This window comes from Pimelobacter simplex, from assembly GCF_024662235.1.
Taxonomy (GTDB): domain Bacteria; phylum Actinomycetota; class Actinomycetes; order Propionibacteriales; family Nocardioidaceae; genus Nocardioides.
Genome location: NZ_CP096276.1, coordinates 1920285 through 1944189 on the forward strand (window position 1 = coordinate 1920285; position 23905 = coordinate 1944189).

The 23905-nt window shown below is 71.9% G+C and carries 25 protein-coding genes; 7 read left to right on the plus strand and 18 right to left on the minus strand.

The features are described 5' to 3' along the window. The first annotated feature begins 18 nt into the window (after positions 1-18). Positions 19-939, plus strand: a complete 921-nt coding sequence (locus M0M48_RS09295; RefSeq protein ID WP_257750906.1) for an SURF1 family cytochrome oxidase biogenesis protein — start codon at positions 19-21, stop codon at positions 937-939. Here the strand turns inward: M0M48_RS09295 and M0M48_RS09300 are convergent. Genes M0M48_RS09300 through glpK form a run of 3 tightly spaced genes read right to left on the minus strand, consistent with a single transcriptional unit; the run spans position 825 to position 4899 of the window. Next, complete coding sequence (locus M0M48_RS09300) at positions 825-1595, minus strand: SDR family oxidoreductase (protein ID WP_257750907.1); 771 nt, start codon at positions 1593-1595, stop codon at positions 825-827. The genes M0M48_RS09295 and M0M48_RS09300 overlap by 115 nt on opposite strands. Beyond that, entirely contained in the window at positions 1595-3364 is a 1770-nt protein-coding gene (locus tag M0M48_RS09305; RefSeq protein WP_215815869.1) for a glycerol-3-phosphate dehydrogenase/oxidase, read from the minus strand. Before M0M48_RS09305 ends, M0M48_RS09300 begins: the two co-directional genes overlap by 1 nt. Continuing rightward, positions 3361-4899, minus strand: coding sequence for a glycerol kinase GlpK (gene glpK / locus M0M48_RS09310; protein ID WP_257750908.1), 1539 nt, complete (start codon positions 4897-4899; stop codon positions 3361-3363). Before glpK ends, M0M48_RS09305 begins: the two co-directional genes overlap by 4 nt. An 83-nt stretch (positions 4900-4982) precedes the next feature. Here glpK and M0M48_RS09315 point away from each other — a divergent pair, with 83 nt between their 5' ends. Continuing rightward, entirely contained in the window at positions 4983-5786 is an 804-nt protein-coding gene (locus tag M0M48_RS09315; protein ID WP_257750909.1) for an ABC transporter ATP-binding protein, read from the plus strand. A gap of 13 nt (positions 5787-5799) precedes the next feature. Beyond that, positions 5800-8325, plus strand: a complete 2526-nt coding sequence (locus M0M48_RS09320) for an ABC transporter permease (RefSeq protein WP_257754468.1) — start codon at positions 5800-5802, stop codon at positions 8323-8325. A gap of 27 nt (positions 8326-8352) precedes the next feature. Here the strand turns inward: M0M48_RS09320 and abc-f are convergent, their stop codons facing one another. Next, positions 8353-9951, minus strand: coding sequence for a ribosomal protection-like ABC-F family protein (gene abc-f, locus M0M48_RS09325; protein ID WP_257750910.1), 1599 nt, complete (start codon positions 9949-9951; stop codon positions 8353-8355). Between the two features lie 68 nt (positions 9952-10019). Between abc-f and ypfJ the strand changes: the two genes are divergently transcribed. Then, positions 10020-10991, plus strand: a complete 972-nt coding sequence (ypfJ, locus tag M0M48_RS09330) for a KPN_02809 family neutral zinc metallopeptidase (RefSeq protein ID WP_257750911.1) — start codon at positions 10020-10022, stop codon at positions 10989-10991. Between the two features lies 1 nt (position 10992). Here the strand turns inward: ypfJ and M0M48_RS09335 are convergent, their stop codons facing one another. From M0M48_RS09335 to M0M48_RS09345, 3 genes are read right to left on the minus strand one after another with little or no spacing between them, the layout of a single operon-like run. After that, positions 10993-11898 carry an aminoglycoside phosphotransferase family protein gene (locus M0M48_RS09335; RefSeq protein WP_257750912.1) on the minus strand — a complete coding sequence of 302 codons (906 nt, stop codon included), beginning with the start codon at positions 11896-11898 and terminating at the stop codon, positions 10993-10995. A 10-nt stretch (positions 11899-11908) separates the two neighbouring features. Continuing rightward, on the minus strand, positions 11909-13465 hold the full coding sequence (locus M0M48_RS09340; protein ID WP_257750913.1) for an ABC transporter permease: 1557 nt from the start codon (positions 13463-13465) through the stop codon (positions 11909-11911). Continuing rightward, a complete protein-coding gene (locus M0M48_RS09345) occupies positions 13462-14367 on the minus strand; it encodes an ABC transporter ATP-binding protein (protein WP_257750914.1) in 906 nt (301 codons plus the stop codon). Before M0M48_RS09345 ends, M0M48_RS09340 begins: the two co-directional genes overlap by 4 nt. Before the next feature lie 52 nt (positions 14368-14419). Between M0M48_RS09345 and M0M48_RS09350 the strand changes: the two genes are divergently transcribed. Together M0M48_RS09350 and M0M48_RS09355 are read left to right on the plus strand one after the other, a co-directional pair. Then, the gene (locus M0M48_RS09350; RefSeq protein ID WP_257750915.1) at positions 14420-14896 is read left to right on the plus strand and encodes a GbsR/MarR family transcriptional regulator; all 477 of its coding nucleotides are present in this window, start codon (positions 14420-14422) and stop codon (positions 14894-14896) included. A gap of 18 nt (positions 14897-14914) precedes the next feature. Beyond that, entirely contained in the window at positions 14915-15388 is a 474-nt protein-coding gene (locus M0M48_RS09355; protein ID WP_257750916.1) for a GNAT family N-acetyltransferase, read from the plus strand. Here the strand turns inward: M0M48_RS09355 and M0M48_RS09360 are convergent. Further along, entirely contained in the window at positions 15363-15983 is a 621-nt protein-coding gene (locus tag M0M48_RS09360) for an acVLRF1 family peptidyl-tRNA hydrolase (RefSeq protein WP_257750917.1), read from the minus strand. The genes M0M48_RS09355 and M0M48_RS09360 overlap by 26 nt on opposite strands. Positions 15984-16024: 41 nt before the next feature. Between M0M48_RS09360 and M0M48_RS09365 the strand changes: the two genes are divergently transcribed. Further along, a complete protein-coding gene (locus M0M48_RS09365; protein WP_257750918.1) occupies positions 16025-16531 on the plus strand; it encodes an SRPBCC family protein in 507 nt (168 codons plus the stop codon). A gap of 10 nt (positions 16532-16541) precedes the next feature. Here the strand turns inward: M0M48_RS09365 and M0M48_RS09370 are convergent, their stop codons facing one another. The 10 genes from M0M48_RS09370 to M0M48_RS09415 all read right to left on the minus strand — a co-directional run bounded on the left by M0M48_RS09370 (position 16542) and on the right by M0M48_RS09415 (position 23871). After that, on the minus strand, positions 16542-16925 hold the full coding sequence (locus M0M48_RS09370; protein ID WP_215815853.1) for a metal-sulfur cluster assembly factor: 384 nt from the start codon (positions 16923-16925) through the stop codon (positions 16542-16544). Then, complete coding sequence (gene sufU, locus M0M48_RS09375) at positions 16922-17404, minus strand: Fe-S cluster assembly sulfur transfer protein SufU (RefSeq protein ID WP_215815852.1); 483 nt, start codon at positions 17402-17404, stop codon at positions 16922-16924. Before sufU ends, M0M48_RS09370 begins: the two co-directional genes overlap by 4 nt. Positions 17405-17406: 2 nt before the next feature. Continuing rightward, a complete protein-coding gene (locus tag M0M48_RS09380) occupies positions 17407-18678 on the minus strand; it encodes a cysteine desulfurase (protein ID WP_257750919.1) in 1272 nt (423 codons plus the stop codon). 2 nt (positions 18679-18680) lie between these two features. After that, positions 18681-19439 (minus strand): Fe-S cluster assembly ATPase SufC, encoded by a 759-nt coding sequence (sufC, locus tag M0M48_RS09385; protein ID WP_215815850.1) that lies wholly within the window; start codon positions 19437-19439, stop codon positions 18681-18683. Then, complete coding sequence (locus tag M0M48_RS09390) at positions 19436-19786, minus strand: non-heme iron oxygenase ferredoxin subunit (protein ID WP_257750920.1); 351 nt, start codon at positions 19784-19786, stop codon at positions 19436-19438. The genes sufC and M0M48_RS09390 overlap by 4 nt, the downstream gene beginning before the upstream one ends. Next, the gene (sufD, locus tag M0M48_RS09395; protein ID WP_257750921.1) at positions 19783-20952 is read right to left on the minus strand and encodes a Fe-S cluster assembly protein SufD; all 1170 of its coding nucleotides are present in this window, start codon (positions 20950-20952) and stop codon (positions 19783-19785) included. The genes M0M48_RS09390 and sufD overlap by 4 nt, the downstream gene beginning before the upstream one ends. Then, positions 20949-22367 (minus strand): Fe-S cluster assembly protein SufB, encoded by a 1419-nt coding sequence (gene sufB, locus M0M48_RS09400; protein ID WP_215815847.1) that lies wholly within the window; start codon positions 22365-22367, stop codon positions 20949-20951. Before sufB ends, sufD begins: the two co-directional genes overlap by 4 nt. Beyond that, positions 22364-23026: a helix-turn-helix transcriptional regulator gene (locus tag M0M48_RS09405; protein WP_215815846.1), complete on the minus strand. Its 663-nt coding sequence runs from the start codon at positions 23024-23026 to the stop codon at positions 22364-22366. Before M0M48_RS09405 ends, sufB begins: the two co-directional genes overlap by 4 nt. A gap of 67 nt (positions 23027-23093) precedes the next feature. Next, on the minus strand, positions 23094-23513 hold the full coding sequence (locus tag M0M48_RS09410) for a hypothetical protein (RefSeq protein ID WP_257750922.1): 420 nt from the start codon (positions 23511-23513) through the stop codon (positions 23094-23096). Beyond that, positions 23506-23871 carry a hypothetical protein gene (locus M0M48_RS09415; protein WP_215815845.1) on the minus strand — a complete coding sequence of 122 codons (366 nt, stop codon included), beginning with the start codon at positions 23869-23871 and terminating at the stop codon, positions 23506-23508. Before M0M48_RS09415 ends, M0M48_RS09410 begins: the two co-directional genes overlap by 8 nt. Between the last annotated feature and the right edge of the window lie 34 nt (positions 23872-23905).

Sequence of the window (23905 nt, forward strand, 5' to 3'; positions counted from 1 at the left end):
GGTCCTACCGTTGGGGGTGTGCGTTCCCTGCTGAGCTCCTGGCGGTTCCTGCTGAGCCGTCGCTGGGTCCTCTTCTTCCTGGCCATCATCCTGCTCGGCTACGGCACCTGGTGGCTCGGCGAGTGGCAGTTCGGCCGGCTGGAGGACCGCAAGGAGCGCAACGCCGTCGTCGTCGCCAACGAGGACCGGGATCCGGTCCCGGTCGACGAGGTGCTCGCGCCCGGCCGCCCGGTCGCCGAGACCGACGAGTGGCGGCTCATCACCGCCACCGGCGAGTACGACGCCGAGAACACCGTGGTGGTCCGCTACCGCACGCGCAAGAGCGCCCCGGGGGTCGAGGTGGTCGTCCCGTTGGTGACCGCCGACGGCACCGCGGTGCTGGTGGACCGGGGGTGGTTCGCCACCGACAACCCCGAGATCGGTCCCGACGAGCTCCCGGCCCCGCCCGAGGGCGAGGTGACGATCACCGGCTGGGTCCGCGCGGACGGCACCGGCGGCAGCACCCAGGTCAGCGGCCGCTCGACGCGCGCGATCGCGAGCGGACCGATCGGCAAGGCGACCGGGCTCGACGTGTTCACCGGGTTCGTCGCGCTCAAGGCCGAGGACCCCGAGCCGGCCGAGGCGCTGGAGCCGGTCGAGCTGCCCGAGCTGGGCGAGGGACCGCACTTCTTCTACGGGCTGCAGTGGTGGTTCTTCGGCGTCCTCGGGGTCGGCGGGTTCGCCTACCTCGCGTGGGACGAGCGACGCAACGGGCCGCGCGGCGAGCGCAAGGGCACCAAGCGGCGCCAGGGCGGCCCGTTCTCGCGCCGCGAGGACGCCCGGGTTCAGAGCGGGCGCGACATCCCGCCGTCGACGGGCAGCATCACGCCGGTCAAGAACGACGCGGCGGGCGAGAGCACGAACGCCGCGACCCGGCCGAACTCCTCGGGCCGGCCGTAGCGGCGCAGCGGGATCTGGGCGCGGGCGGCCGCGGCGGAGGCCTCCGGGTCGCCGGTGGCCGCGTCGAGCTCGGCGACGCGCTCGGTGCCGACCCGGCCCGGGAGCAGTCCGTTGACCCGGATGCCCTGGGGCCCGAGCTCGTCGGCAAGTGTCTTGGCGGTCATCGCCAGACCGGGACGCAGCCCGTTGGAGATCGCGAGGTCCGCGATCGGCTGGATCACGCTGGTCGAGAGCACGAACGCCAGCGATCCGCCCTCGCCGAGCTCGGCGGCGACCTCGCGCGCCAGGCGTACGGCGCCGAGGAAGACCGAGCCGAACGCGGTGGTCCACTGCTCGTCGGTCATCGCGGTGACCGGCCCGGACGGCGGACCGCCGACGCTGATCAGGGCGCCGTCGAGGCGGCCCCAGGTGGCGCGCGCGGCGTCGATGAGGCGGGCGGGCGCCGCCGGGTCGGCGTTGTCGGCGACCACGCCCACGGCGCAGCCCGCTCCCCCGATCGCGGTGAGCGCGGCGACCGCGCTGTCGACCGACGCCGCGGTCCGTCCGGAGAGCACCACCCGGGCACCGTCGGCGACGAGCGCCTCGGCGGACGCGCGGCCGAGGCCGCGGGTCGCGCCCGTGAGTACGTACACCCGGTCGGTGAGCTGCAGGTCCATCAGGAAGTCTCCGTCTCCATCTCGATCTCCTCGATCTCCTCGGCGATCCGGGAGACCGGTACGACGTCCGCCGCGCCCTTGCGCGCCGCGTCGGCCGTGTGGTCGTCGGGCTGGCGCTGCGACTCGCGCTCGGCCTCGACCCGCTTGAGGTAGTGCTCGACCTCGCGCTCGCGCTGGTCGGCGTCCCAGCGCAGGTGCCCGCGGACGAGCTCGGCGACGTGGGGCGCGGCGGCGACCCCGCGGTCGAAGGTCTCGAACGAGATCCGCATCCGTCGGGTCAGGATGTCGTCGAGGTGCCGCGCCCCCTCGTGGGTGACGGCGTAGACGGCCTCCACCTTGAGGTAGTCCTCGGCCCCCGGCAGCGGCTCGCCCAGCTCGGGCTCGGCGGCGACCAGGTCGAGGACCTCGAGCACCAGCGAGCCGTAGCGCTCCAGGAGGTGCTCGACGCGGTTGATCGCGAGCCCGGACTGGGTGGCGAGCGCGCGCCGCTGGTTCCAGAGCGCCTGGTAGCCGTCGGCGCCCACGAGAGGCACGCTCTCGGTCACGCACGCGCCGGCGGTGCGGCCCTGGACCGAGGCGAGCCCGTGCACGGCCTCGTCGACGGCGTCGGCCGCCATCACCCGGTAGGTCGTGTACTTGCCGCCCGCGACGACCACCAGTCCCGGGACGCTGTGGGCCACGGCGTGCTCGCGGGAGAGCTGGGAGGTCGCGTCGGACTCGCCGGCCAGCAGCGGGCGCAGGCCGGCGTAGACGCCCTCGACGTCGTCGCGGGTGAGCGGCACCTCCAGCACCCGGTTGACGTGCTCGAGCAGGTAGTCGATGTCGCTGCTGCTCGCCGCCGGGTGGTCCTTGGAGAGCGACCAGTCGGTGTCGGTGGTGCCGATGATCCAGTGCCGCTTCCACGGGATCACGAAGAGCACGGACTTCTCGGTGCGCAGGATCAGCCCGGTCTCGCCGCGGATCCGGTCGCGCGGGACGACGAGGTGGATGCCCTTGCTCGCGCGCACCTTGAACTGACCGCGCTCGCGCGCCATCGACTGGGTCTCGTCGGTCCACACGCCGGTGGCGTTGATGACCTGGGAGGCGCGGATGTCGAAGCGGTGGCCGGTCTCGAGGTCGATCACCTCGGCGCCGACGACGCGCTCGCTCTCCTTGATCAGGCCGACCACACGGGTGCGCGAGGCGACCGCCGCGCCGTACGTCGCCGCGGTGCGCGCCAGGAACATCGTGTGCCGGGCGTCGTCGACCTGGGCGTCGTAGTAGCGGATCGCCCCGACGAGGGCGTCCTTGCGCAGCGACGGGAACGCCTTGCGGGCGCCGTGGCGGGTGAGGTGCTTGTGCAGCGGCAGGCTGCTGCCGTAGCCGCTCGCCTTGGACATGGCGTCGTACATCGCGACGCCGGTGCCGGCGTACCAGCGCTCCCAGCCGCGCCCGTTGAGCGGGTAGAGGAAGGGCACCGCCCGGACCAGGTGCGGGGCGAGCCGCTCCATCAGGAGACCGCGCTCCTTGAGCGCCTCGGCGACGAGGCGGAAGTCCATCATCTCCAGGTAGCGCAGGCCGCCGTGGATGAGCTTGGAGCTGCGGCTCGACGTACCGGAGGCGAAGTCGCGGGCCTCGACGAGACCCACCGACAGGCCGCGGGTGGCGGCGTCGAGCGCGGCGCCGGAGCCGACCACGCCGCCGCCGATGACGAGGACGTCGAGGGGCTGCTCGGCCAGGCGCTTGAGCGCGGCGCTGCGGGCTCGGGGGGACAGGGCGGCGGGACTCATCCGGGCACCTCCACCCAGTCGAGCGTACGTTGCACGGCCTTCTTCCACTGCGCGTACCCGCTCGCGCGGCGGTCGTCGTCCCACTGGGGCTCCCAGCGGGTGTCCTCGCGCCAGTTCTGGCGCAGCTCGTCGGTGTCGCGCCAGTAGCCCACCGAGAGCCCGGCCGCGTACGCCGCTCCGAGCGCGGTCGTCTCGGGCACCACCGGCCGGCTCACCGGGACGCCGAGCACGTCGGCCTGGATCTGCATGCACAGGCTGTTGAGCGTGACCCCGCCGTCGACCTTGAGCACCTCGACCGCGACCCCGGAGTCGGCGCACATCGCCTCGACGACGTCGCGCGACTGGTAGCAGATCGCCTCGAGCGTGGCCCGCGCGACGTGGGCGTTGGTGTTGAACCGGGACAGCCCGACGATCGCGCCGCGGGCGTCGGAGCGCCAGTAGGGGGCGAACAGCCCCGAGAAGGCCGGCACGAAGTAGACACCGCCGTTGTCCTCGACCTGGCGGGCGAGCGACTCGGACTCCCCCGCGCCGCTGATGATGCCGAGCTGGTCGCGCAGCCACTGGACCGCCGAGCCGGTGACCGCGATCGAGCCCTCCAGCGCGTAGACACAGGGCTGGTCGCCGAGCTGGTACGCCGGTGTGGTGAGCAGCCCGGCCTGGGAGCGGACGATCTCGGTGCCGGTGTTGAGGAGCATGAAGTTGCCGGTGCCGTAGGTGTTCTTGGCCTCGCCCGGGGCGAAGCAGACCTGGCCGACGGTCGCGGCCTGCTGGTCGCCGAGGATGCCGGTGATCGGCACCTCGCCGCCGAACGGCCCCCCGGCGCGCGTGACGCCGTACGGCGTGGTGGCCGAGGACTCCCGGATCTCGGGGAGCATCCGCCGGGGCACGCCGAAGAAGCCGAGCAGCTCGTCGTCCCAGTCGAGCGTCTCGAGGTCCATGAGCATGGTGCGGCTCGCGTTGGTCACGTCGGTGACGTGGACGCCGCCGTCGGTACCGCCGGTGAGGTTCCACAGGATCCAGGTGTCCGGCGTCCCGAAGAGCGCGTCGCCGCGCTCGGCCGCCTCGCGCACGCCGGGCACGTTGTCGAGGATCCACTGCAGCTTGCCGCCGGAGAAGTACGTCGCCGGCGGCAGCCCCGCCCGGTGCCGGATCACGTCGCCACGACCGCCCGGACCGTCGCGGTCGAGGGCGGCGGCGATCGCGTCGGTGCGGGTGTCCTGCCAGACGATGGCGTTGTAGAGCGGGCGCCCGGTGCGCCGGTCCCACACGATGGTGGTCTCGCGCTGGTTGGTGATGCCGACGGCGGCGAGGTCCTCGGCCCCGAGCCGGGCCTTGCCGAGCGCGGTCTGGACGACGGCCGACGTCCGCTCCCAGATCTCGACCGGGTTGTGCTCGACCCAGCCCGCCCGCGGCAGGATCTGCTGGTGCTCCAGCTGGTGCCGGGCGACCTCGGTGCCCGCGTGGTCGAAGACCATGAACCGGGTGCTCGTGGTGCCCTGGTCGATCGCCCCCACGAAGCGTGCGTCAGCAGCCATGACCCGAAGCCTACGGATCCCCGGGGGCAGGCTCGGGGACATTCCGGATGCGGGTCGTCGGACCCTCCTGGCAGGGTGGGCCCATGACCTCCGGCAGCACCTCGGCCTCGACCGCCCCGTCCCCCACCGCCGTCGCCGCGCGGGCGGTCGACCTGCGCAAGGTCTACGGGTCCGGCGACTCCGAGGTCCGCGCCCTCGACGGCGTGACGATCGACCTCGCCGCGGGTGAGTTCACCGCGATCATGGGCCCGTCCGGCTCCGGCAAGTCCACGCTCATGCACTGCCTCGCGGCGCTCGACAGCCCGACCGGCGGCGAGGTCTGGGTCGGCGACACGGCGCTGTCCCGGCTGCGCGACAAGGCGCTGACCGCGCTGCGCCGCGAGGAGATCGGCTTCGTCTTCCAGGCGTTCAACCTGATCCCCACCCTCAGCGCCCGCGAGAACATCCTGCTCCCGCTCAGCCTGGCCGGCCGCAAGCCCGACCAGGCCTGGTTCGACACCGTCGTCGACACCGTCGGCCTGCGCGACCGCCTCGGGCACCGCCCCGCCGAGATGTCCGGCGGCCAGCAGCAGCGCGTCGCCTGCGCCCGCGCCCTGGTCAGCAAGCCGTCCATCGTGTTCGCCGACGAGCCGACCGGCAACCTCGACAGCACCTCGGGCGCCGAGGTGCTCTCGTTCCTGCGCCGCAGCGTCGACGAGTTCGGCCAGACGATCGTGATGGTCACCCACGACGCCGTCGCCGCGTCCTACTGCGACCGCGTGGTCTTCCTGGCCGACGGGCGCCTGGTCGACGAGATCCGCGACCCCGACCGCGACGCGATCCTGGCCCACATGACCTCGCTCCAGGCCGCGGCTGCCGCCGCGGCCGCTGCGCGCCGGGAGGCGTGAGCCCGTGCTCCGCATGACGCTGCGCAACCTCTTCGCCCGCAAGGTGCGGCTGCTCATGAGCGGCCTGGCCATCGTGCTCGGGGTCGCGTTCCTGTCCGGCGTGCTGGTCTTCAGCAACGGTCTGTCCACCACGTTCGACGGCATCGTGCACGGCTCGACGCCCGACGGCGTGGTCCGGGCGGCCGACACCGAGGAGTTCGGCGGCGGCGAGTCCGGCCAGTCCGCGCTCGCCCTCACCCCCGACGTCGTCCAGGCGCTCGCCGCGCTCCCCGAGGTCGACCGTGCCGACGGCGAGGTCAGCAGCGCCGGGCTGAGCCTGCTCGCCTCCGACGGCACGCTCGTCGGCGGTACGGGCGCGCCGACCCTGTCCTTCAACCACACCGGCAGCCCCAACATGGAGGGCAAGCCCACGCTCCTGCTCGACGACGGCCGCTGGCCCGAGGGCACCGACGAGATCGTGCTCGACCAGCGCGCCGCCGAGGCCGGCGACTACCGGCTCGGCGACCAGGTCAAGCTGCTGGCCCCGTTCGGGACGCTCGAGCGCACCGCCACGCTCGTCGGCACCGCCGAGTTCAACGGTGGCGGTACGGCGGGCGCGACCCTGCTGATCTTCTCGACCGCCGGCGCCCAGGACCTCTTCTTCGGCGGCAAGGACGTCTTCAACCGGATCAGCCTCACCGCCGCCGACGGCGTCACCCAGAAGCAGCTCGCCGCGGCCGCCGACAAGGTGCTGCCCGAGGGCTTCGAGGCGGTGACCGGCGACCAGGTGGCCAAGGAGTCCCAGGACGCCATCGGCACCTTCCTCGACGTGATCCAGACCTTCCTCACGGTGTTCGCGATCATCGCGGTGCTCGTCGGCGGGTTCATCATCGTCAACACGTTCTCGATCCTCGTCGCCCAGCGCACCCGCGAGCTGGCCCTGCTGCGTGCCCTCGGCGCCGGCCGCGGCCAGGTCACCCGGTCGGTGCTGGTCGAGGCGTTCGTGCTCTCGATCGTCACCTCGACGCTGGCGATCGGGCTGGGCCTGCTGCTCGCGCGCGGGCTCGCGGCGCTCTTCCGGGTGGTCGGGCTCGACATCGCCGGCGACGCGCTCCAGCTCACCTCGGGCGCGGTCATCACCAGCTACCTGGTCGGGGTGGGCGTCACGATGATCGCCGCCTACCTCCCGGCCCGGCGGGCCGGGCGGATCGCGCCCGTCGCAGCCATGCGGGCCGACACCGCCCCCGAACGCACGTCGCTGCGGCGACGCACGCTCATCGGGACCGTGGTCATCGCCATCGGCGCCGCCTTCGCGGTCGCCGGGCTCCAGCGGCCCAACGCCTTGTGGGTCGGTGTCGGAGCGGTGCTGTGGATCCTCACCGCCGCCGCGCTCTCCCCCGTGCTCGGCCGTCCGGTGCTCGTGGTGTGCCGGGGGCTGTTCGCCCTTCTCTTCGGCGCCACCGGGCGCCTGGCCGGCGAGAACGCGCTGCGCGACCCCCGTCGTACGGGCGCGACGGCGTCGGCACTCATGATCGGGCTCGCCCTGGTCTCGACGATCGGCGTGCTGGCCTCCTCGCTCAACAAGTCGATCGACGACGAGGTCGACCAGCAGTTCACCGCGGACCTGCTGGTGCAGAGCTCGACCTACCTGCCGTTCTCGACCGAGATCGGCGACCGGATCGCCGGCATCGACGGCGTCGGCGTGCTCAGCCGCCAGCAGTACACCTCGGCCCGCTACGACGACAAGGGCGTGTCGATCACCGGCGTCGACCCCGCGTGGCGCGAGATCTACCACCTCGACACGGTCCAGGGCACCACCGACGTCAGCGGCGCCGAGGCCTTCGTCAACGAGGACTTCGCCGACAAGCACGACCTGGCCGTCGGCGACCGGCTCGACCTCCGGTTCCAGGGCGGCAAGACGCTCACCCCGACGATCACCGGCATCACCAAGAGCTCCGACGTCACCTCCGAGGTGACCCTGCCGCTCGACCAGCTCGCCCGGGCCGGGGTGCTGCGCCAGGACACCTCGATCAGCATCCTGCTCTCCCCCGGCGCCGACGCCACCGCCGTGCGCGACCGGGTCGACGCCGCCGCCAAGCCCGCGCCCATCGTCGGGGTCTTCGACAAGGCCGAGTTCGCCGACGAGTTCCGCGGCCAGGTCAACCAGCTGCTGTTCATGATCTACGGCCTGCTGGCGCTCGCGATCGTCATCGCGGTCATCGGCATCGTCAACACGCTCGGTCTCAGCGTCATCGAGCGCACCCGCGAGGTCGGCCTCCTGCGCGCCGTCGGCATGAGCCGGGCCAAGCTCAGACGGATGATCACCCTCGAGTCGGTGACGATCGCCGTGCTCGGCGCCGTCCTGGGCATGGCCCTCGGCGTCCTCATCGGCGTCCTGCTCCAGCAGGCGCTGTCCAAGGACCTGACCAGCCTCGGGCTGCCGATCGGCAACCTGGTGACCTTCCTGGTCGTCGCCGTGGTGGTCGGCGTGCTCGCGGCCGTCGTCCCGGCGATCCGGGCCGCGCGGCTCGACGTGCTCGACGCCATCGCCAGCGAGTAGCCCGCGGCCGCAGCCGCGGGCCCCCGCTCAGGCGAGCGCGATCAGGTCGGCGTAGTCCGGGCTCCAGAGGTCTTCGACGCCGTCGGGGAGGATGAGCACCCGGTCCGGCTCGAGCGCGTGGACCGCGCCCTCGTCGTGGGTGACCAGGACGATCGCGCCCTCGTAGCGGCGGATCGCGCTGAGCACCTCCTCGCGGGAGGCGGGGTCGAGGTTGTTGGTCGGCTCGTCGAGCAGCAGCACGTTGGCCGCCGAGACGACGAGCGAGGCCAGTGCGAGCCGGGTCTTCTCGCCACCGGACAGGACGCCGGCCGGCTTGTGCACGTCGTCGCCGGTGAAGAGGAACGAGCCGAGCACCGAGCGCGCCTCGGTGTCGGTCAGCTCGGGCGCCGCGGACTGCATGTTCTCCAGCACCGAGCGGCTCACGTCGAGCGTCTCGTGCTCCTGGGCGTAGTAGCCGACCTTGAGGCCGTGCCCGGCGACGACCTCGCCGGTGTCGGCCTTGTCGACGCCGGCCAGGATCCGCAGCATCGTGGTCTTGCCGGCGCCGTTGAGGCCGAGGATGACCACGCGCGAGCCCTTGTCGATGGCCAGGTCCACGGCGGTGAAGATCTCGAGCGCCCCGTAGGACTTCGACAGGTCGTGCGCCGAGAGCGGCGTCTTGCCGCAGGCGGCCGGCGTCGGGAACTTGATCGCCGCGACCTTGTCGGACTGGCGCTCCCCCTCGACCCCTTCGAGCAGCCGCTCGGCGCGCTTGAGCATCTGCTGCGCGGCGCTGGCCTTGGTCGCCTTGGCGCGCATCTTGTTGGCCTGATCGGTGAGCGTCTTGGCCTTGTTCTGCGCGTTCATCAGCTCGCGCTTGCGGCGGGCCTCGTCGGTCTCGCGCTGGGTGAGGTAGTTCTTCCAGCCCATGTTGTAGACGTCGATGACCTCGCGGTTGGCGTCGAGGTGGAAGACCTTGTTGACCGTCTGCTCGAGCAGGTCGTTGTCGTGGGAGATGACGATGAAGCCACCCTTGTAGGTCTTCATCCAGTCGCGCAGCCAGAGGATCGAGTCCGCGTCGAGGTGGTTCGTCGGCTCGTCGAGGATGAGCACCTCGGCGCTGGAGAACAGGATCCGGGCCAGCTCGACCCGGCGTCGCTGACCACCCGAGAGCGTGCCCAGCGGCTGCTCCATCAGGCGGTCGGGGATGCCGAGGCTCTGCGCGATCTGGAGCGCCTCGGTCTCGGCGGCGTAGCCGCCGCCGGCGTCGAGCTCGTCCTGGGCCCGCTGGAACTTGCGGAACGCCTTGTCCCGCTCGTCCGGGTCGTCGGAGGCCATGGCGACCTCGGCGGCCCGCATCCGCCGTACGGCGTCGTCGAGGCCCCGCGCGGACAGGATCCGGTCGCGCACCAGCACCTCGGGGTCGCCCACCCGCGGGTCCTGCGGCAGGTAGCCGAGCTCGCCGCTGTTGCTGACCGTGCCGCTGGCCGGCAGCACGTCGCCCGCGAGGACCTTGGTGAGCGTGGTCTTGCCGGCTCCGTTGCGGCCCACGAGGCCGATCTTGTCGCCGGCGCCGACACGGAAGCTGACATTGTCCATGAGGAGTCGCGCACCGACGCGAACCTCGAGCTGGTGCACAGTGATCATGACCGGCCGATTCTCCCACGCACGATCGCACCGCCGAAAACGCCGGAACCTGCACTAGTGTGCGATCCGTGGTCCGATTCAATCCGAAGGCACGCCTCGACCAGTCTCGGGTTCGCGACGCCGGCAGCGGCGGTGGCGGAGGCGGCGGCCTGGGCGGTGGTCTGGGCGGCGGTGGGATGCGGATCCCCATGCCCTCCGGCAAGGGCGGCATCGGCAGCATCATCATCGTGATCATCGTGGTCGTGGTCGGCGCGATCCTCGGCGGCAACAACCTCCTCGGCGGTGGCGGCAGTCCGGCCGGCGGGGGTGCGTACTCGCCGTCGCGGCTCAGCGACGCCCAGGAGGGCACCGACCGCTACGCCGACTGCACGACCGGTGAGGACGCCAACAACAGTTCCGACTGTGCCCGGGTCGCGATCGAGAACTCGCTGACCGACTACTGGGACTCCGAGCTCGGCAGCCGGTTCCGGCCCGAGAAGCAGATGGTCACGTTCTCCGGCTCGGTCGACACCGGCTGCGGCGCCGCGACCTCGGACGTCGGGCCGTTCTACTGCCCCAGCGACGAGTCGATCTACCTCGACACGACCTTCTTCGACGACGTCCTGGAGCGCCAGCTCGGCGGCCCGACCGGGGCGTTCGTGGAGTACTACGTGCTCGCCCACGAGTACGGCCACCACATCTCCAACCTGCTCGGCTTCATGGGCCAGGTGCGCAGCCAGCAGACCGGCCCCCAGAGCGACGGCGTGCGGCTCGAGCTCCAGGCCGACTGCTACGCCGGGCTCTGGGCCCAGCACGCGACGCAGACCAAGGACGCCGACGGACAGGTCCTCATCCAGGACCTGACCCAGCAGGACATCGACGAGGCGATCGCCGCGGCCAAGTCGGTCGGCGACGACTACATCCAGAAGCGGGCCGGCGGCCGGGTCGATCAGGAGGCCTGGACCCATGGCTCGTCCGCGCAGCGCCAGAAGTGGTTCATGGTCGGGTACGACGGCGGAAGCCTCGACTCCTGCGACACCTTCTCGATCCCGCGGGTCTGACTCACAGGTCGAGCAGGGCCTCCATGTGCCCGAAGGTCCGCTGCAGCGCCCGAAGGTACGGCGCGACCGCGGGATGCCGGTACTTCCCGGCCAGCGCGCCCTCGCCACCGGCCACCCGCGACAGCGCCCACTCCGCCCGGCTGAGGGCGGTGTAGACGGCGACGATCCGGGCGCCGAGGACGACGGCGTCCCGGTCGGCGACACCGTCCGGCAGCCCGAGCAGGTAGGCGTCGAGCAGGGGCTCGAACTCCTCGCGCGCCGAGAGCGAGAGGTAGCCGAGGTCGCCGCCCACGGGACCGTGCCCGAGGGTGCCCCAGTCGATGGCGAGCACCTCGTCGCCGTCGCGGCCGGGCAGGTTGCGGGGCGTCGCGTCGCCGTGCTGGGGCACCTGCGGGACGCCGTCGAGCAGGGCGAGCATCGTCTCGCGGCGGGTCCACAGGTGCTCGGCGACGTCGGCGACCGTCGTCCGGGCGAGGGTGGGCCAGCCGCCCCGGCGGGCGACCCGGGCCAGCCGGTCGCGCATCAGGTCGCGGGCCAGGAACTTCGGGTGCCCGATCTCGGCGCCGGCGTACCGGCCCAGGGCGAGGGCCAGGAACAGCCCGCTCGACGCGGCGTCCTCGACCCAGTCGCGGACGATCGTGACGCCGGCCTCGTCCTCCTCGACGGAGGCGGGGGCCGAGCGCAGCCCCGGCGTACCGCTGCACAGCCCGGTGAGCAGGACGTCGGCCTCGCGCCGCCAGTACCCGACGTGCGCGCGGTCCGAGAGGACCGCCGGGTCTCCGGGACCGGGCGCGCCGATCCGCTTGATCACGACCGGCCGCCCTCCGAGTGCGGTCCGCCACACGCCGACGGTGGACGTCCCGGTACCTCCCGGGAGCGCCACCCAGTCGGGCTCCGGCTGCCACATGCGGCTGAAACTAGCCGATGTCGCGCTCGCGGAACCGCCACCACGCCACACCCAGCAGGAGCGCGGCCACGGCGCTGAGGCCGCCCGCGCTCCCCCAGTCCCAGCTCGCGGCGGGCAGCGACGGCACGTGCGCGTACGGCGAGAGGCCGGTCAGCCAGCCCGGCAGGTCGAGGAGGTCGCCGAGGAGCGAGAGCGTCAGGAAGGCGGCGGGCCACACCCAGACCAGCGCGGCCCAGCGCGCGCCGAGGGCCAGCGAGAGGGCGGCGAGGGCACCGACGACCCACGCGGCGGGCACCCAGGCGAGGGCCGCGGTGACGAGGTTGCCGATGCCGGGGCCGTCGGCGGCGGCGTACCCGATCCAGAGGCCGACGCCGGTCACGACGAGCAGCCACGCGGTGCCGGCGAGGGCCAGGACGGCCGTCGCGCCGAACCAGCGGGCTCGGCTGACCCCGGTGGCCAGCACGATCTCGACCCGCCCGTCGGTCTCGTCGTGCGCGGAGTGGCTGACCACGGTCGCGGCGAAGTAGGTGAGCACCACCGCGACGATCGAGAGGATCGCCGAGACGAGCGCGCCGCCGAGCTCGTCGATGATCGACTGCGCGGTCGCGTTGTCGAGGAGGTCCCCGATGCCGGGCGCGATCATCCCGAACACCACGCCCAGCGCGCCGGCGGCGGCACTCCACAGCAGGAGCGTCGTCGCGTGCACCTTGACCGCGAGCGAGAAGGCGTCGGCGAGGCGGGGCGAGCCCGTGGCCGGACCGGGATGGGCGGCGACCAGGCCGGCGCCGAGGTCGCGCCGCGAGCGCAGCACCACGGCGGCGGCGACGAGGACCAGCGCGAGCGCGGGATAGGCCGGCAGGAGCCACCAGCGGGTCTCTCCGTAGGCGCGGACCTGGGTGTTCCAGCCCAGCGGCGAGACCCAGCTGAGCCAGCCGGGTCCGGTGTCCCCGACGGCCCGGAGCACGAAGAGCAGGCCGATGATCCCGGCCGCGAAGCCGGCGCAGGTCCGGGCGCTCGCCGAGAGCTGGGCGGTGAGCACGCCGATGGCGGCCGCGACGAGGGCGCTGCCGGCCCAGAGCAGGCCGAAGGCGAGCGAGCCCCGGGCGTCGAGGCCGCCGATGATGTTGCCGAGCGCGGTGAGCAGACCCAGGACGACGGCGAGCAGGACCGCCTCGACGCTCGCCGCCACGAGCGGCGCGTCCCGGCCGACGGCGGTGCCGCCGATCAGCTCGGTCCGGCCGCTCTCCTCCTCGACCCGGGTGTGCCGGCGGACCACGGCGACGAAGAGCACCGCGGCGAACACGGCGTACAGGACCGTCATCTTGGTCATCGCCAGCTCGCCCTCGCTGGTGACGTCGAGGATCGGGCCGTAGAGCGCGACGATCGCGGGGCTGGCGTTGATCGCCTCCGCGGCGTGCACCCGCTCGGCGAGGCCGTGGTAGAGGCTCGGTGTCGCGGCCGCCGAGGCGATGCTCATCAGCACGAGCACCCCGATCCCGACGGGAGCGAGCACCCGGTCGCGCCGCAGCCCGAGGCGCAGCAGGAGGGGCCAGCCGGTGGTGCTCATCGCCGGGCGCCCGCCCGGTCGCGGTAGGCGTCGAGGAAGAGCTCCTCCAGGCTCGGCGGGGTGCTCGTCAGCGCGGTCACGCCGGCGTCGGTCAGCGCACGCAGGACCTGGGGCAGCACGTCCGGCTCGACCGAGCACGTCACCTGGTCCCCCGCGACGCTGACGTCGTGGACGCCGTCGAGCGTGGTGAGGTCGGGCGGCGTACCGGACACGGTGGCGACGACCTTGGTCCGGTGCAGGTGGCGCAGCGAGCCGAGGCTGCCCGACTCGACGACCCGGCCCTCGCGGATGATCGTGACCCGGTCGACCAGCCGCTCCACCTCGCTGAGGATGTGGCTCGACAGCAGCACCGTCGCGCCCCGCGCGGTCTGCTCGGCGACGCACTCGTTGAAGACCTGCTCCATGAGCGGGTCGAGTCCCGACGTGGGCTCGTCGAGGATGAGCAGGTCGGGGTCGGTCGCGAAGGCGGCGACGAGCGCGACCTTCTGCCGGTTGCCCTTGGAGTACGCGCGCCCCCGCTTGGTGGGATCGAGCGAGAACCGCTCGATGAGCTCCGCGCGCCGCGAGCCCGCGGGGTCGGCGCCGCGCATCCGGATCAGCAGGTCGACGATCTCCCCGCCGCTGAGGTTCGGCCACAGGCTCACGTCGCCCGGGACGTACGCCAGGCGCCGGTGCAGCGCCGCGGCGTCGGACCACGGGTCACCCCCGAGCAGCCGGACCTCCCCCGCGTCCTTGCGCAGCAGACCGAGCAGCACCCGGATGGTGGTCGACTTGCCGGCGCCGTTGGGGCCGAGGAAGCCATGCACCTCGCCCGGCTGGACCACCAGGTCGAGCCCGTCGAGCGCCCGGAACGCCCCGAACGTCTTCACCAGCCCGCGAACCTCGATGAGGGGACTCGTCATGCGTCCATCATGCACCCGTTTCAGCAATTTCTGAATCTTGTAGAATCACGCCATGGCGACCGACGAGCAGCGGGCCGCGTTCATCGAGCGGCTGGGCGGCGCCCTGACGAGCGCCGGACTGGCCCGGCTGCCCTCCCGCGCCTTCGCCGCCCTGCTCGTCGACGACGACGGACGGATGACCGCCGCCGAGCTCGGGGCGGTGCTCGACGTCAGCCCGGCCTCGGTGTCGGGCGCGGTGCGCTACCTCGACGGCGTCGGCATGATCCGCCGCGAGCGGGAGCGCGGCTCCCGGCGCGACGTCTTCGTCGTCGAGGACGACGCCTGGCACGGCACGATGACCCGCATCGACCAGCTCTACGGCCCGATGATCGCCGCGCTCGAGCGCGGGCTCGGCGACCTCGCGGACGACGACCCGGCCCGGCGCCGGCTGGTGCTGGCCCAGGCGTTCCTCTCGTTCGTCCTCGAGGAGATGTCCGACCTCGACCACCGGTGGGCGCTGCGCCGGGCCGAGCTCGGCCTCGACGACTGACTCGGGCAGGATCGGTCCATGCAGATCGCGACCGACGACCCCCGCCGGCCCGACGTGCTGGCGCTGCTCGACGAGCACCTGGCCGACATGTACGCCACCTCGCCCGCGGAGAGCGTCCACGCCCTCGACCCCGACGCGCTGGCCGCGCCGGAGATCACCTTCTGGACCGCCCGCGACCCCGAGGCCGGCGACCTGCTGCTCGGCTGCGCCGCGCTCAAGCGGATCGACGCCGGCCACGCCGAGCTCAAGTCGATGCGGACCGCCACGGTCGCCCGCCGCCGCGGCGTCGCCGGACGCCTGCTCGACCACGTGCTCGACGCGGCCCGGGCCAACGGCCACCACCGGGTCAGCCTCGAGACCGGCACCGAGGACTACTTCGCTCCGGCCCGCGCGCTCTACGTCACCCGCGGGTTCACCGTCTGCGGCCCGTTCGAGGGCTACTCCCCCGACCCGAACAGCACGTTCCTCACCCTGGACCTGTCGGGGCGTTGACCACCTCGACCACGAGCGCCTGCGCATCGCGCACCGCCTGGTCGAGGATCGTCCGCCGCGGATCCGGTACGGCGAGCCACGGACCCACCGCTCCCACCCCGGCCAGCCGCGGGTCGGCGAGCACCTCGGCCACCGCCGACCGGTCCCCACCCGCCACCACCGTCGTCGCCCCACCCAGCACCCGCACCGCGTGGTCGGCCGCGGCCGCATAGGCATCGCGCGCCTGGTTCGCCCGGCGCCGCGCGAACCGCTGCTGGGATTGCCCGCCCGCCTTGGTCCGCCCCTGCACGTGGCGCTGCCCGACCTTGCTCTCGGTCATCCGCTCCCCCTCCAGGCGCGCCACGGCGAAGCCGCCCTTGCGCACCAGCAGCAGCCCCCACACCTCGGGCGGCACCGCGGCCTGGGCGAGGGCGGCGGCCTCGGGCGGGCCGTCGTACGGGAGGGAGAAGGGGAGCCGCGCGGCGAACCACGAGCCGTCGGCTGCCGTACCGGCGAGGGCGCCGGCGCTCACGGTGAGCTCGGGAGTGCCGTGCGAGACGGCGAAGTTGGCGATCCAGCGCGCCCAGCGCGACGGGGGGACGAGGACCTCGGGCACAGGACGACCCTACTGACGAGAACGTGTTCTAGTCTGCAGCCATGGCCTCGACCCCGACCCTGCACCCGTGCGACCTCGTCGATCTGGCCTGGATCGACACCGCACCCCACCGCTTCGCCAACAGCGTCGACCTCGCGATCACCCCGGCCCAGCTCTTCGAGGTCCTCGCCGACGCCACCGCCTGGCCGCACTGGGCCAAGGCCATCACGAACGTCGCCTGGACCACCCCGGAACCCCGCGGCGTCGGCACGATGCGCACCGTGACCATGCACGGCGGCCTGGTCGGTGCCGAGGAGTTCATCGCCTGGGAGGAGCACACGCTCCTCGCCTTCCGCTTCAACGAGGCCTCGGAGAAGCGCATCAAGGCGTTCGGCGAGCGCTACGACGTGGTCGCGACCGCGACCGGCTGCCGGCTCACCTGGACGATGGCCATGGAGGTCTCCGGCGCGGCCCGCTACACACTGGCGCCGAGCAAGCCGCTCCTGAACGCGGGCTTCCGCTGGTTCCTGCGGAACCTGCGGCGCTACACCGACGAGCGCTTCGGCTGAGCCGCTCGGCTCAGACGTTGAAGCCGAGCGCGCGCAGCTGCTCGCGACCGTCGGGCGTGATCTTGTCGGGGCCCCACGGCGGCATCCAGACCCAGTTGATCGCGACGTCGTTGACCAGGCCCTCGAGGGCGGACTCGGTCTGGTCGGTGATGACGTCGGTCAGCGGGCAGGCCGCGGAGGTGAGCGTCATGTCGAGGACGACGTTGGTGCTCTCGTCGACGTGGATGCCGTAGACGAGGCCCAGGTCGACGACGTTGATGCCGAGCTCGGGGTCGACGACGTCGCGCATGGCCTCCTCGATGTCGGCGAGGGCGACGTTGGACGACGCGTTGGTGCCGGCCAGGGCCGCTTCGGGCACCTCGGGCAGGTCGCTGTGGTCGATGGACTCGGTCATCGCTTGTCTCCGTCTCCGACTGCTTCGTTCGTGGCGACGACCTGGGAGGTCGCGTCCTTCCAGGCCATCCAGGACAGCAGGGCGCACTTGACGCGGGCCGGGAACTTGGCGACGCCGGCGAAGGCGATGCCGTCCTCGAGCACGTCCTCGTCGGGCTCGACCGTGCCCTTGCCCTGCATGAGGGTCAGGAACTCCTGGTGGATGGCCATCGCCTCGTCGACGCTCTTGCCGACCAGGAGGTCGTAGAGCACCGAGGCGGAGGCCTGCGAGATCGAGCAGCCGAGCGCGTCGTAGGACACGTCGTCGACCACACCGTCGGCCAGGTGGACCCGGAGGGTCACCTCGTCGCCGCAGGTGGGGTTGACGTGGTGCACCTCGGCGGTGTGGTCGGCGTGCTCGCGCAGCCCCTTGCCGTGGGGGTTCTTGTAGTGGTCGAGGATGATCTCCTGATAGAGGGCATCCAGATCCTGGGCAGTCATCCTCAGTCCAACTTGAAGTAGGAACGGGTGTATTCCAGCGCCTCGACCAGGGCGTCGATCTCGCTCGGCTCCGTGTAGAGGTACGACGACATGCGCGTCGAGCTCTGCACGCCGAACCGGGCGTGGGCCGGCTTGGCGCAGTGGTGCCCCGCGCGCACGGCGATGCCGCGGCTGTCGAGCACCTGGGCGATGTCGTGCGGGTGGACGCCGTCGAGCTCGAACGAGATCGCGCCACCGCGCAGGGCCGCGTCGAGCGGGCCGAGCACGGTGAGGCCGCGGACCGTCTGCAGCCCCTCGAGCGCGTAGGCCGTGATGGCCTGCTCGTGGGCGTGGATCGCGTCGAGGCCCACGTGGCCGAGGTACTCCACGGCGGCGCCGAGACCGACGGCCTCGACGATCGGGGGCGTGCCGGCCTCGAACTTGTGCGGGATCCCGGCGTACGTCGAGGACTCCATGCGCACGGTCTCGATCATCTCGCCGCCACCGAGGAACGGCGGCAGCTGGTCGAGCACGGCGCGGGCGCCCCACAGGACGCCGATGCCGGTCGGGCCGACGACCTTGTGGCCGGTGAAGGCGACCAGGTCGGGGCGCTCCTCGGCCGGCATGGCGGCGAGGTCGATCGGCAGCTGGGGCGCGGCCTGGGAGGCGTCGACGACGACCAGCGCGCCCACGGCGTGCGCGCGCTTGGTGATGGCGGCGACGGGGTTGATCGTGCCGAGCATGTTGGACACCCAGGTCAGCGAGACGACCTTGGTGCGCTCGGTGATCAGGTCGTCGATCGCCGACAGGTCGAGCTGACCGTCGTCGGTGATCCCGAACCAGCGCAGCGTCGCGCCGGTGCGCTGGGTGAGCAGCTGCCACGGCACGATGTTGGAGTGGTGCTCCATCTCGGTGATGACGACCTCGTCACCGGGGCCCACCTGGCGCTCCCCCGCCCAGGCGAGGGTGTTGGCGACCAGGTTGAGCGCCTCGGAGGCGTTCTTGGTGAAGATCACCTCGTCGCGCTCGGGCGCGCCGATGAAGGCCGCCACCTTGTCGCGCGCCGCCTCGAAGGCCTCCGTCGACTCCGCGCCGAGCTGGTGCATGGCGCGGGCGATGTTGGCGTTGTGGCGCTCGAGGTGGTCGACCATCGTGTCGATCACCACCTGCGGCTTCTGCGAGGTGTTGGCGCTGTCGAGGTAGACCAGCGGCAGCCCGCCCGCGAGCGTGCGCTCGAGGATCGGGAAGTCCTTGCGGATGACCGCCAGCTCCGGGAGGAGCCCCTCCAGGGCCATGATCAGACCGCCGCGGTGAGGAAGCGCTCGTAACCGTTGGCCTCGAGCTCCTCGGCCAGCTCGGCACCGCCGGACTCGGCGACCTTGCCGGCCACGAAGACGTGGACGTGGTCGGGCTTGATGTAGCGCAGGATCCGCGTGTAGTGCGTGATGAGCAGGACGCCCTTGCCCTCGCGCTCGCGGAACCGGTTGACGCCCTCGGAGACGACCTTGAGCGCGTCGATGTCGAGGCCGGAGTCGGTCTCGTCGAGGATCGCGACCTTGGGGTCGAGCAGGTCGAGCTGGGCGATCTCGTGGCGCTTCTTCTCACCACCGGAGAAGCCCTCGTTGACCGAGCGCTGGGAGAAGGTGTTGTCGAGGTTCATCCGGTCCAGGGCGCCGTTGACGTCCTTGACCCAGGTACGCAGCTTGGGCGCCTCGCCGTCGATGGCGGTCTTGGCGGTGCGCAGGAAGTTCGACACCGAGACGCCGGGGACCTCGACCGGGTACTGCATGGCGAGGAAGAGACCGGCGCGGGCGCGCTCGTCGACCGACATCGCGAGGACGTCCTCGCCGTCGAGGGTCACCGTGCCGCCGGTGATCTCGTAGCGCGGGTGGCCCGCGATCGAGTAGGCCAGCGTGGACTTGCCCGAGCCGTTGGGGCCCATGATCGCGTGGGTCTCGCCGTCCTTGATGGTCAGCGTGACGCCCTTGAGGATCTCCTTGGGGCCGTCCTCGGTCTGCACCTGGACCTGCAGGTCCTTGATCTCGAGGGTGCTCATGATGGGGTGACTCCGTTCAGCGTGGTGGTGACGTCGATGTAGACGTCGACAGCGCCCGAACCATTGGGGCGCAGCTCGACAGGGAAGGTGGCGACCGGCTCGGTCGCCGGGAGCCCGGTGGGCTTGCCGGTGCGCAGGTCGAAGCGCGAGCCGTGGAGCCAGCACTCGACGGTGCAGTCCTCCACCTCGCCCTCGCTCAGCGCGACCGCGGCGTGGGAGCAGAGATCCTGCAGGGCGAAGACCTCGTCTCCGTCGCGGGCCACGGCGACGTCGTACCGGTCGACGGTGACGGCGAGCGCCTCGTCGGTCGGTACGTCGGCCAGCGCGCAGGCCCGCTCGAAGCTCATCCGAGCTCCTTGAGCACGTTCTTGGCCAGCTCGGCCTCGACGGTCTTGAGCAGCTGCTCCTCGATCGAGGGGATGCCGACCTTGCGGATGAGGTCGTTGAAGAAGCCGTGCACCACCAGGCGCTGCGCCTCCTTCTCCGAGACTCCGCGCGAGCGCAGGTAGAACAGCTGCTCGTCGTCGAAGCGGGCGGTCGCCGAGGCGTGCCCGGCGCCCTCGATCTCGCCGGTCTCGATCTCCAGGTTGGGGACCGAGTCCGCCTGGCAGCCGTCGGTGAGGACGAGGTTGCGGTTCTCCTCGTAGGTCTCGATGCCCTCGGCGACCTTGCGGATCAAGACGTTGCCGATCCAGACCGTGTGGGCGCCCTTGCCCTGGAGCGCGCCCTTGTAGACGACGTGGCTCTTGGTCTTGGGCGCGTTGTGGTCGGCGAAGAGCCGGTGCTCGAGGTGCTGGCCCTCGTCGGCGAAGTAGAGGCCGAGCAGCTCGGCCTCGCCGCCGGGGCCGGCGTACTCGACGTTGGCGTGCATCCGGACCAGGTCGCCGCCGAAGGAGATCGAGGTGTGCTTGACGAACGCGTCGCGGCCGACCCGGATCGCGTCGCGACCGAGGTGGACGGCGTCGTCGGCCCAGTCCTGCAGGCTCAGCACGTTGACCTTGGCGCCGTCGCCGACCAGGAAGGTCGAGATCGCCGAGTAGCGCGCCGAGCCGCCGTGCACGAGCACGATGGTGACCTCGGCGTGCGCGCCGATCCGGTAGACCAGCCGGCTCCAGACCAGGTCGTCGACCGACTCGCCGGTGAGCCGGATGACGACCGGCTCGGCGATGACGGCCTCGGCCGGCACGTCGAGCAGCACCGTGGCGCCGGCGTTGGCCGCGGCCAGCGCGGCCGGGCGCTCGTTGGGGCCGAGCTCACCGAGCGCGACCGCCTCGTCGGCGGAGATCTCGGTGAGCGTGACGCCCTCGGGCAGCGTGGTCTCGCGGGTCAGCGTGGCCGCGGAGGCCTCGCCGTCGAGGATCCCGCGCAGCCGCTTGATCGGCGTGAACCGCCAGACCTCCTCGCGCCCGGTGGGCACGGGGTGGTCGGCCAGGTCGTACGACGCGGGCGGGTTGAGGTGGCTCTCGATCTGGGCGGGTGCGCCCATCTCCAGAGCCTCGGCGACGGCCGTCATCCGACAGCACCCTCCATCTGCAGTTCGATCAGTCGGTTGAGCTCGAGCGCGTACTCCATGGGCAGCTCCTTGGCGATCGGCTCGACGAAGCCGCGCACGATCATCGCCATCGCCTCGTCCTGCTCCATGCCGCGCGACATGAGGTAGAAGAGCTGGTCGTCGGAGACCTTCGAGACCGACGCCTCGTGACCCATCGACACGTCGTCCTCGCGGATGTCGACGTAGGGGTAGGTGTCGGAGCGGCTGATCTGGTCGACCAGCAGCGCGTCGCACAGCACGTTGGACTTGGAGCCGTGCGCGCCCTCGTTGACCTGGATCAGCCCGCGGTAGGACGTACGCCCGCCGCCGCGCGCCACCGACTTCGACAGGATCGAGGACGAGGTGTGCGGGGCCGCGTGGACCATCTTGGCGCCGGCGTCCTGGTGCTGGCCCTCGCCCGCGAAGGCGATCGACAGCGTCTCGCCCTTGGCGTGCTCGCCCATCAGGTAGACGGCCGGGTACTTCATCGTCACCTTGGAGCCGATGTTGCCGTCGACCCACTCCATCGTCGCGCCGGCCTCGCAGACCGCGCGCTTGGTGACGAGGTTGTAGACGTTGTTCGACCAGTTCTGGATGGTCGTGTAGCGGCAGCGGCCGCCCTTCTTCACGATGATCTCGACGACCGCGGAGTGCAGCGAGTCCGACGAGTAGATCGGCGCGGTGCAGCCCTCGACGTAGTGCACGTAGGCGTCCTCGTCGACGATGATCAGCGTCCGCTCGAACTGGCCCATGTTCTCGGTGTTGATCCGGAAGTAGGCCTGGAGCGGGATGTCGACGTGGACACCCTTGGGGACGTAGATGAACGAGCCACCCGACCACACGGCGGTGTTGAGCGCGGAGAACTTGTTGTCACCGACGGGGATGACGGTGCCGAAGTACTCCTTGAAGAGCTCCGGCTGCTCCTTGAGCGCGGTGTCGGTGTCGAGGAAGAGCACGCCCTGGGCCTCGAGGTCCTCGCGGATCGAGTGGTAGACGACCTCGGACTCGTACTGCGCGGCGACACCGGCGACGAGGCGCTGCTTCTCCGCCTCCGGGATGCCGAGCTTGTCGTAGGTGTTCTTGATGTCCTCGGGCAGGTCCTCCCAGCTGGCGGCCTGCTTCTCGGAGGAGCGCACGAAGTACTTGATGTTGTCGAAGTCGATCGCGCTGAGGTCGGAGCCCCAGGTCGGCATCGGCTTGCGGTCGAAGAGCTTGAGGCCCTTGAGCCGCAGGTCGAGCATCCAGTCGGGCTCGCTCTTCTTGCCGGAGATGTCGCGGACGACGTCCTCGTTGAGGCCGCGCTTGGCGTTGGCACCGACGTCGTTCTTGTCGGACCAGCCGAAGTCGTAGCGACCGATCCCCTTGAGCTCGGGGTTCAGCTCTTCGATCGAGGTCATGACGTGACCTGCTCCTTCTGTGTTGAGGGGATGCACGTGGTGCACACCCCGTCGCCGTGGGCGATGGTGGCCAGGCGCTGGACGTGGGTACCGAGGACGCGACCGATGGCCTCGGTCTCGGCCTCGCACAGCTGGGGGAACTCGTGAGCGACGTGGGAGACCGGGCAGTGCTGCTGGCACAGCTGCTCCCCCACGACCGGCAGCTCGCGGACGGACGCCGCGTAGCCCTCGTCGGAGAACACCAGGGCCAGCACCTCGGCCGGCGAGGCGCCCGGGTTGGCGGCCGCGACCGCGGGGAACCTCTTCTCGATGAACGCCGCGCGCCGCTCGGCGAACGCGCGGACCGCATCCTCCCCCGCCGTCTCGGCGAGGAAGCGCAGCGCCTCGGTGGCGAGGTCGTCGTACTGCTGGTCGAAGGCGTCGCGGCCGTGCTCGGTCAGGGCGAACACCTTGGCCGGGCGACCCCGGCCGCGGGTGCCGGCCGGACGGGGGTCACGAGCGTCGACGGCACCGTCAGCGAGGAGCTGGTCGAGGTGGCGCCGGACGGCCGCGGGCGTCAGGTCGAGGCGCTCGGCGAGTGCCGCCGCGGTGGAGGGACCGTTGACCAGGATCGACCGCGCGACGCGCTGACGCGTCGGCTCGTCGGTCTCGGTCACCATTTCCACAACATCAGTGTGCCGATATTGCGGACCGTCCTTCAAGCAAGGTCAGCCTTAGTTACCTGGGTCACGTGCGCACGGGGCGGGTGTGGCGCAGCCAGGCCAGTCCCGCGAAGGGCAGCACGAGCGGCAGGAAGCCGTAGCCCTGGCCGAAGTGCGACCACACCGTCTTGTCCGGGAACAGGTCGGTCGCGAGGTAGCTGAGCGTGCCCACCGAGAGCACGCCGAGCAGCTCGATCGTCACCGCAGCACCCGCGATGCGCCAGCCGGTGCGCCCGCCGAGCAGCAGGCAGGTGGTGGCGACGAGGTAGAGCACCGCGGCGACCAGGGACAGCGAGTACGCCAGCGGCGCGCGGTCCGGCTCCATGCCGAGCTGGACGGCGGAGCGCCCGGTCGCGGCCACCGCGAAGAGTCCGTAGACGAAGACCAGGGCGCGGCCCCAGCCCTGGGACAGCACGTTGACGTCGCCCACGCCGGCCTCAGGCACCACGACCACCCCAGATGTCCCAGAGCCGGACCTCGAGCCCGGCGACGGTCGCGACGGCGAGCAGCAGGATCGTCGTACCGACCCGGGAGCGCTCGGCGAGCGAGAAGAAGGCGCCGACCACGAGGACCAGCGCGTTGGTGACCAGGTAGCTGACGAAGACCGCGCCCTCGATGTCGCGCTCGGTGCGGGCCAGCGCCACGACGCCGATCACGAGCTGGACCAGCAGCGCGACCTCCAGCACCGCGAGGGCGATGAAGTGGGAGTCCTGCGCGGCGCGGTCGCGGACGAGGTCGACCACGAGCAGCACGGCGGTGGCGCCCGCGAGCACGAGCAGCACGCCGTAGAGCCAGGGAGTCACGGCGGCCAGCGTAGGGCGGAGGCTCCGCTCGAAC

Excerpts from the sequence above, each read along its gene's own strand:
- M0M48_RS09390 (WP_257750920.1), bottom strand. The coding sequence starts at position 19,786 with ATGAGCTTCGAGCGGGCCTGCGCGCTGGCCGACGTACCGACCGACGAG.
- M0M48_RS09340 (WP_257750913.1), bottom strand. The coding sequence starts at position 13,465 with ATGAGCACCACCGGCTGGCCCCTCCTGCTGCGCCTCGGGCTGCGGCGC.
- abc-f (WP_257750910.1), bottom strand. The coding sequence starts at position 9,951 with ATGATCACTGTGCACCAGCTCGAGGTTCGCGTCGGTGCGCGACTCCTC.
- M0M48_RS09350 (WP_257750915.1), top strand. The coding sequence starts at position 14,420 with ATGGCGACCGACGAGCAGCGGGCCGCGTTCATCGAGCGGCTGGGCGGC.
- glpK (WP_257750908.1), bottom strand. The coding sequence starts at position 4,899 with ATGGCTGCTGACGCACGCTTCGTGGGGGCGATCGACCAGGGCACCACG.
- M0M48_RS09365 (WP_257750918.1), top strand. The coding sequence starts at position 16,025 with ATGGCCTCGACCCCGACCCTGCACCCGTGCGACCTCGTCGATCTGGCC.
- M0M48_RS09345 (WP_257750914.1), bottom strand. The coding sequence starts at position 14,367 with ATGACGAGTCCCCTCATCGAGGTTCGCGGGCTGGTGAAGACGTTCGGG.
- M0M48_RS09320 (WP_257754468.1), top strand. The coding sequence starts at position 5,800 with ATGACGCTGCGCAACCTCTTCGCCCGCAAGGTGCGGCTGCTCATGAGC.
- sufU (WP_215815852.1), bottom strand. The coding sequence starts at position 17,404 with ATGACTGCCCAGGATCTGGATGCCCTCTATCAGGAGATCATCCTCGAC.
- M0M48_RS09305 (WP_215815869.1), bottom strand. The coding sequence starts at position 3,364 with ATGAGTCCCGCCGCCCTGTCCCCCCGAGCCCGCAGCGCCGCGCTCAAG.
- M0M48_RS09405 (WP_215815846.1), bottom strand. The coding sequence starts at position 23,026 with ATGGTGACCGAGACCGACGAGCCGACGCGTCAGCGCGTCGCGCGGTCG.
- M0M48_RS09315 (WP_257750909.1), top strand. The coding sequence starts at position 4,983 with ATGACCTCCGGCAGCACCTCGGCCTCGACCGCCCCGTCCCCCACCGCC.
- M0M48_RS09355 (WP_257750916.1), top strand. The coding sequence starts at position 14,915 with ATGCAGATCGCGACCGACGACCCCCGCCGGCCCGACGTGCTGGCGCTG.
- M0M48_RS09335 (WP_257750912.1), bottom strand. The coding sequence starts at position 11,898 with ATGTGGCAGCCGGAGCCCGACTGGGTGGCGCTCCCGGGAGGTACCGGG.
- M0M48_RS09370 (WP_215815853.1), bottom strand. The coding sequence starts at position 16,925 with ATGACCGAGTCCATCGACCACAGCGACCTGCCCGAGGTGCCCGAAGCG.
- sufB (WP_215815847.1), bottom strand. The coding sequence starts at position 22,367 with ATGACCTCGATCGAAGAGCTGAACCCCGAGCTCAAGGGGATCGGTCGC.
- sufD (WP_257750921.1), bottom strand. The coding sequence starts at position 20,952 with ATGACGGCCGTCGCCGAGGCTCTGGAGATGGGCGCACCCGCCCAGATC.
- sufC (WP_215815850.1), bottom strand. The coding sequence starts at position 19,439 with ATGAGCACCCTCGAGATCAAGGACCTGCAGGTCCAGGTGCAGACCGAG.
- M0M48_RS09300 (WP_257750907.1), bottom strand. The coding sequence starts at position 1,595 with ATGGACCTGCAGCTCACCGACCGGGTGTACGTACTCACGGGCGCGACC.
- M0M48_RS09380 (WP_257750919.1), bottom strand. The coding sequence starts at position 18,678 with ATGGCCCTGGAGGGGCTCCTCCCGGAGCTGGCGGTCATCCGCAAGGAC.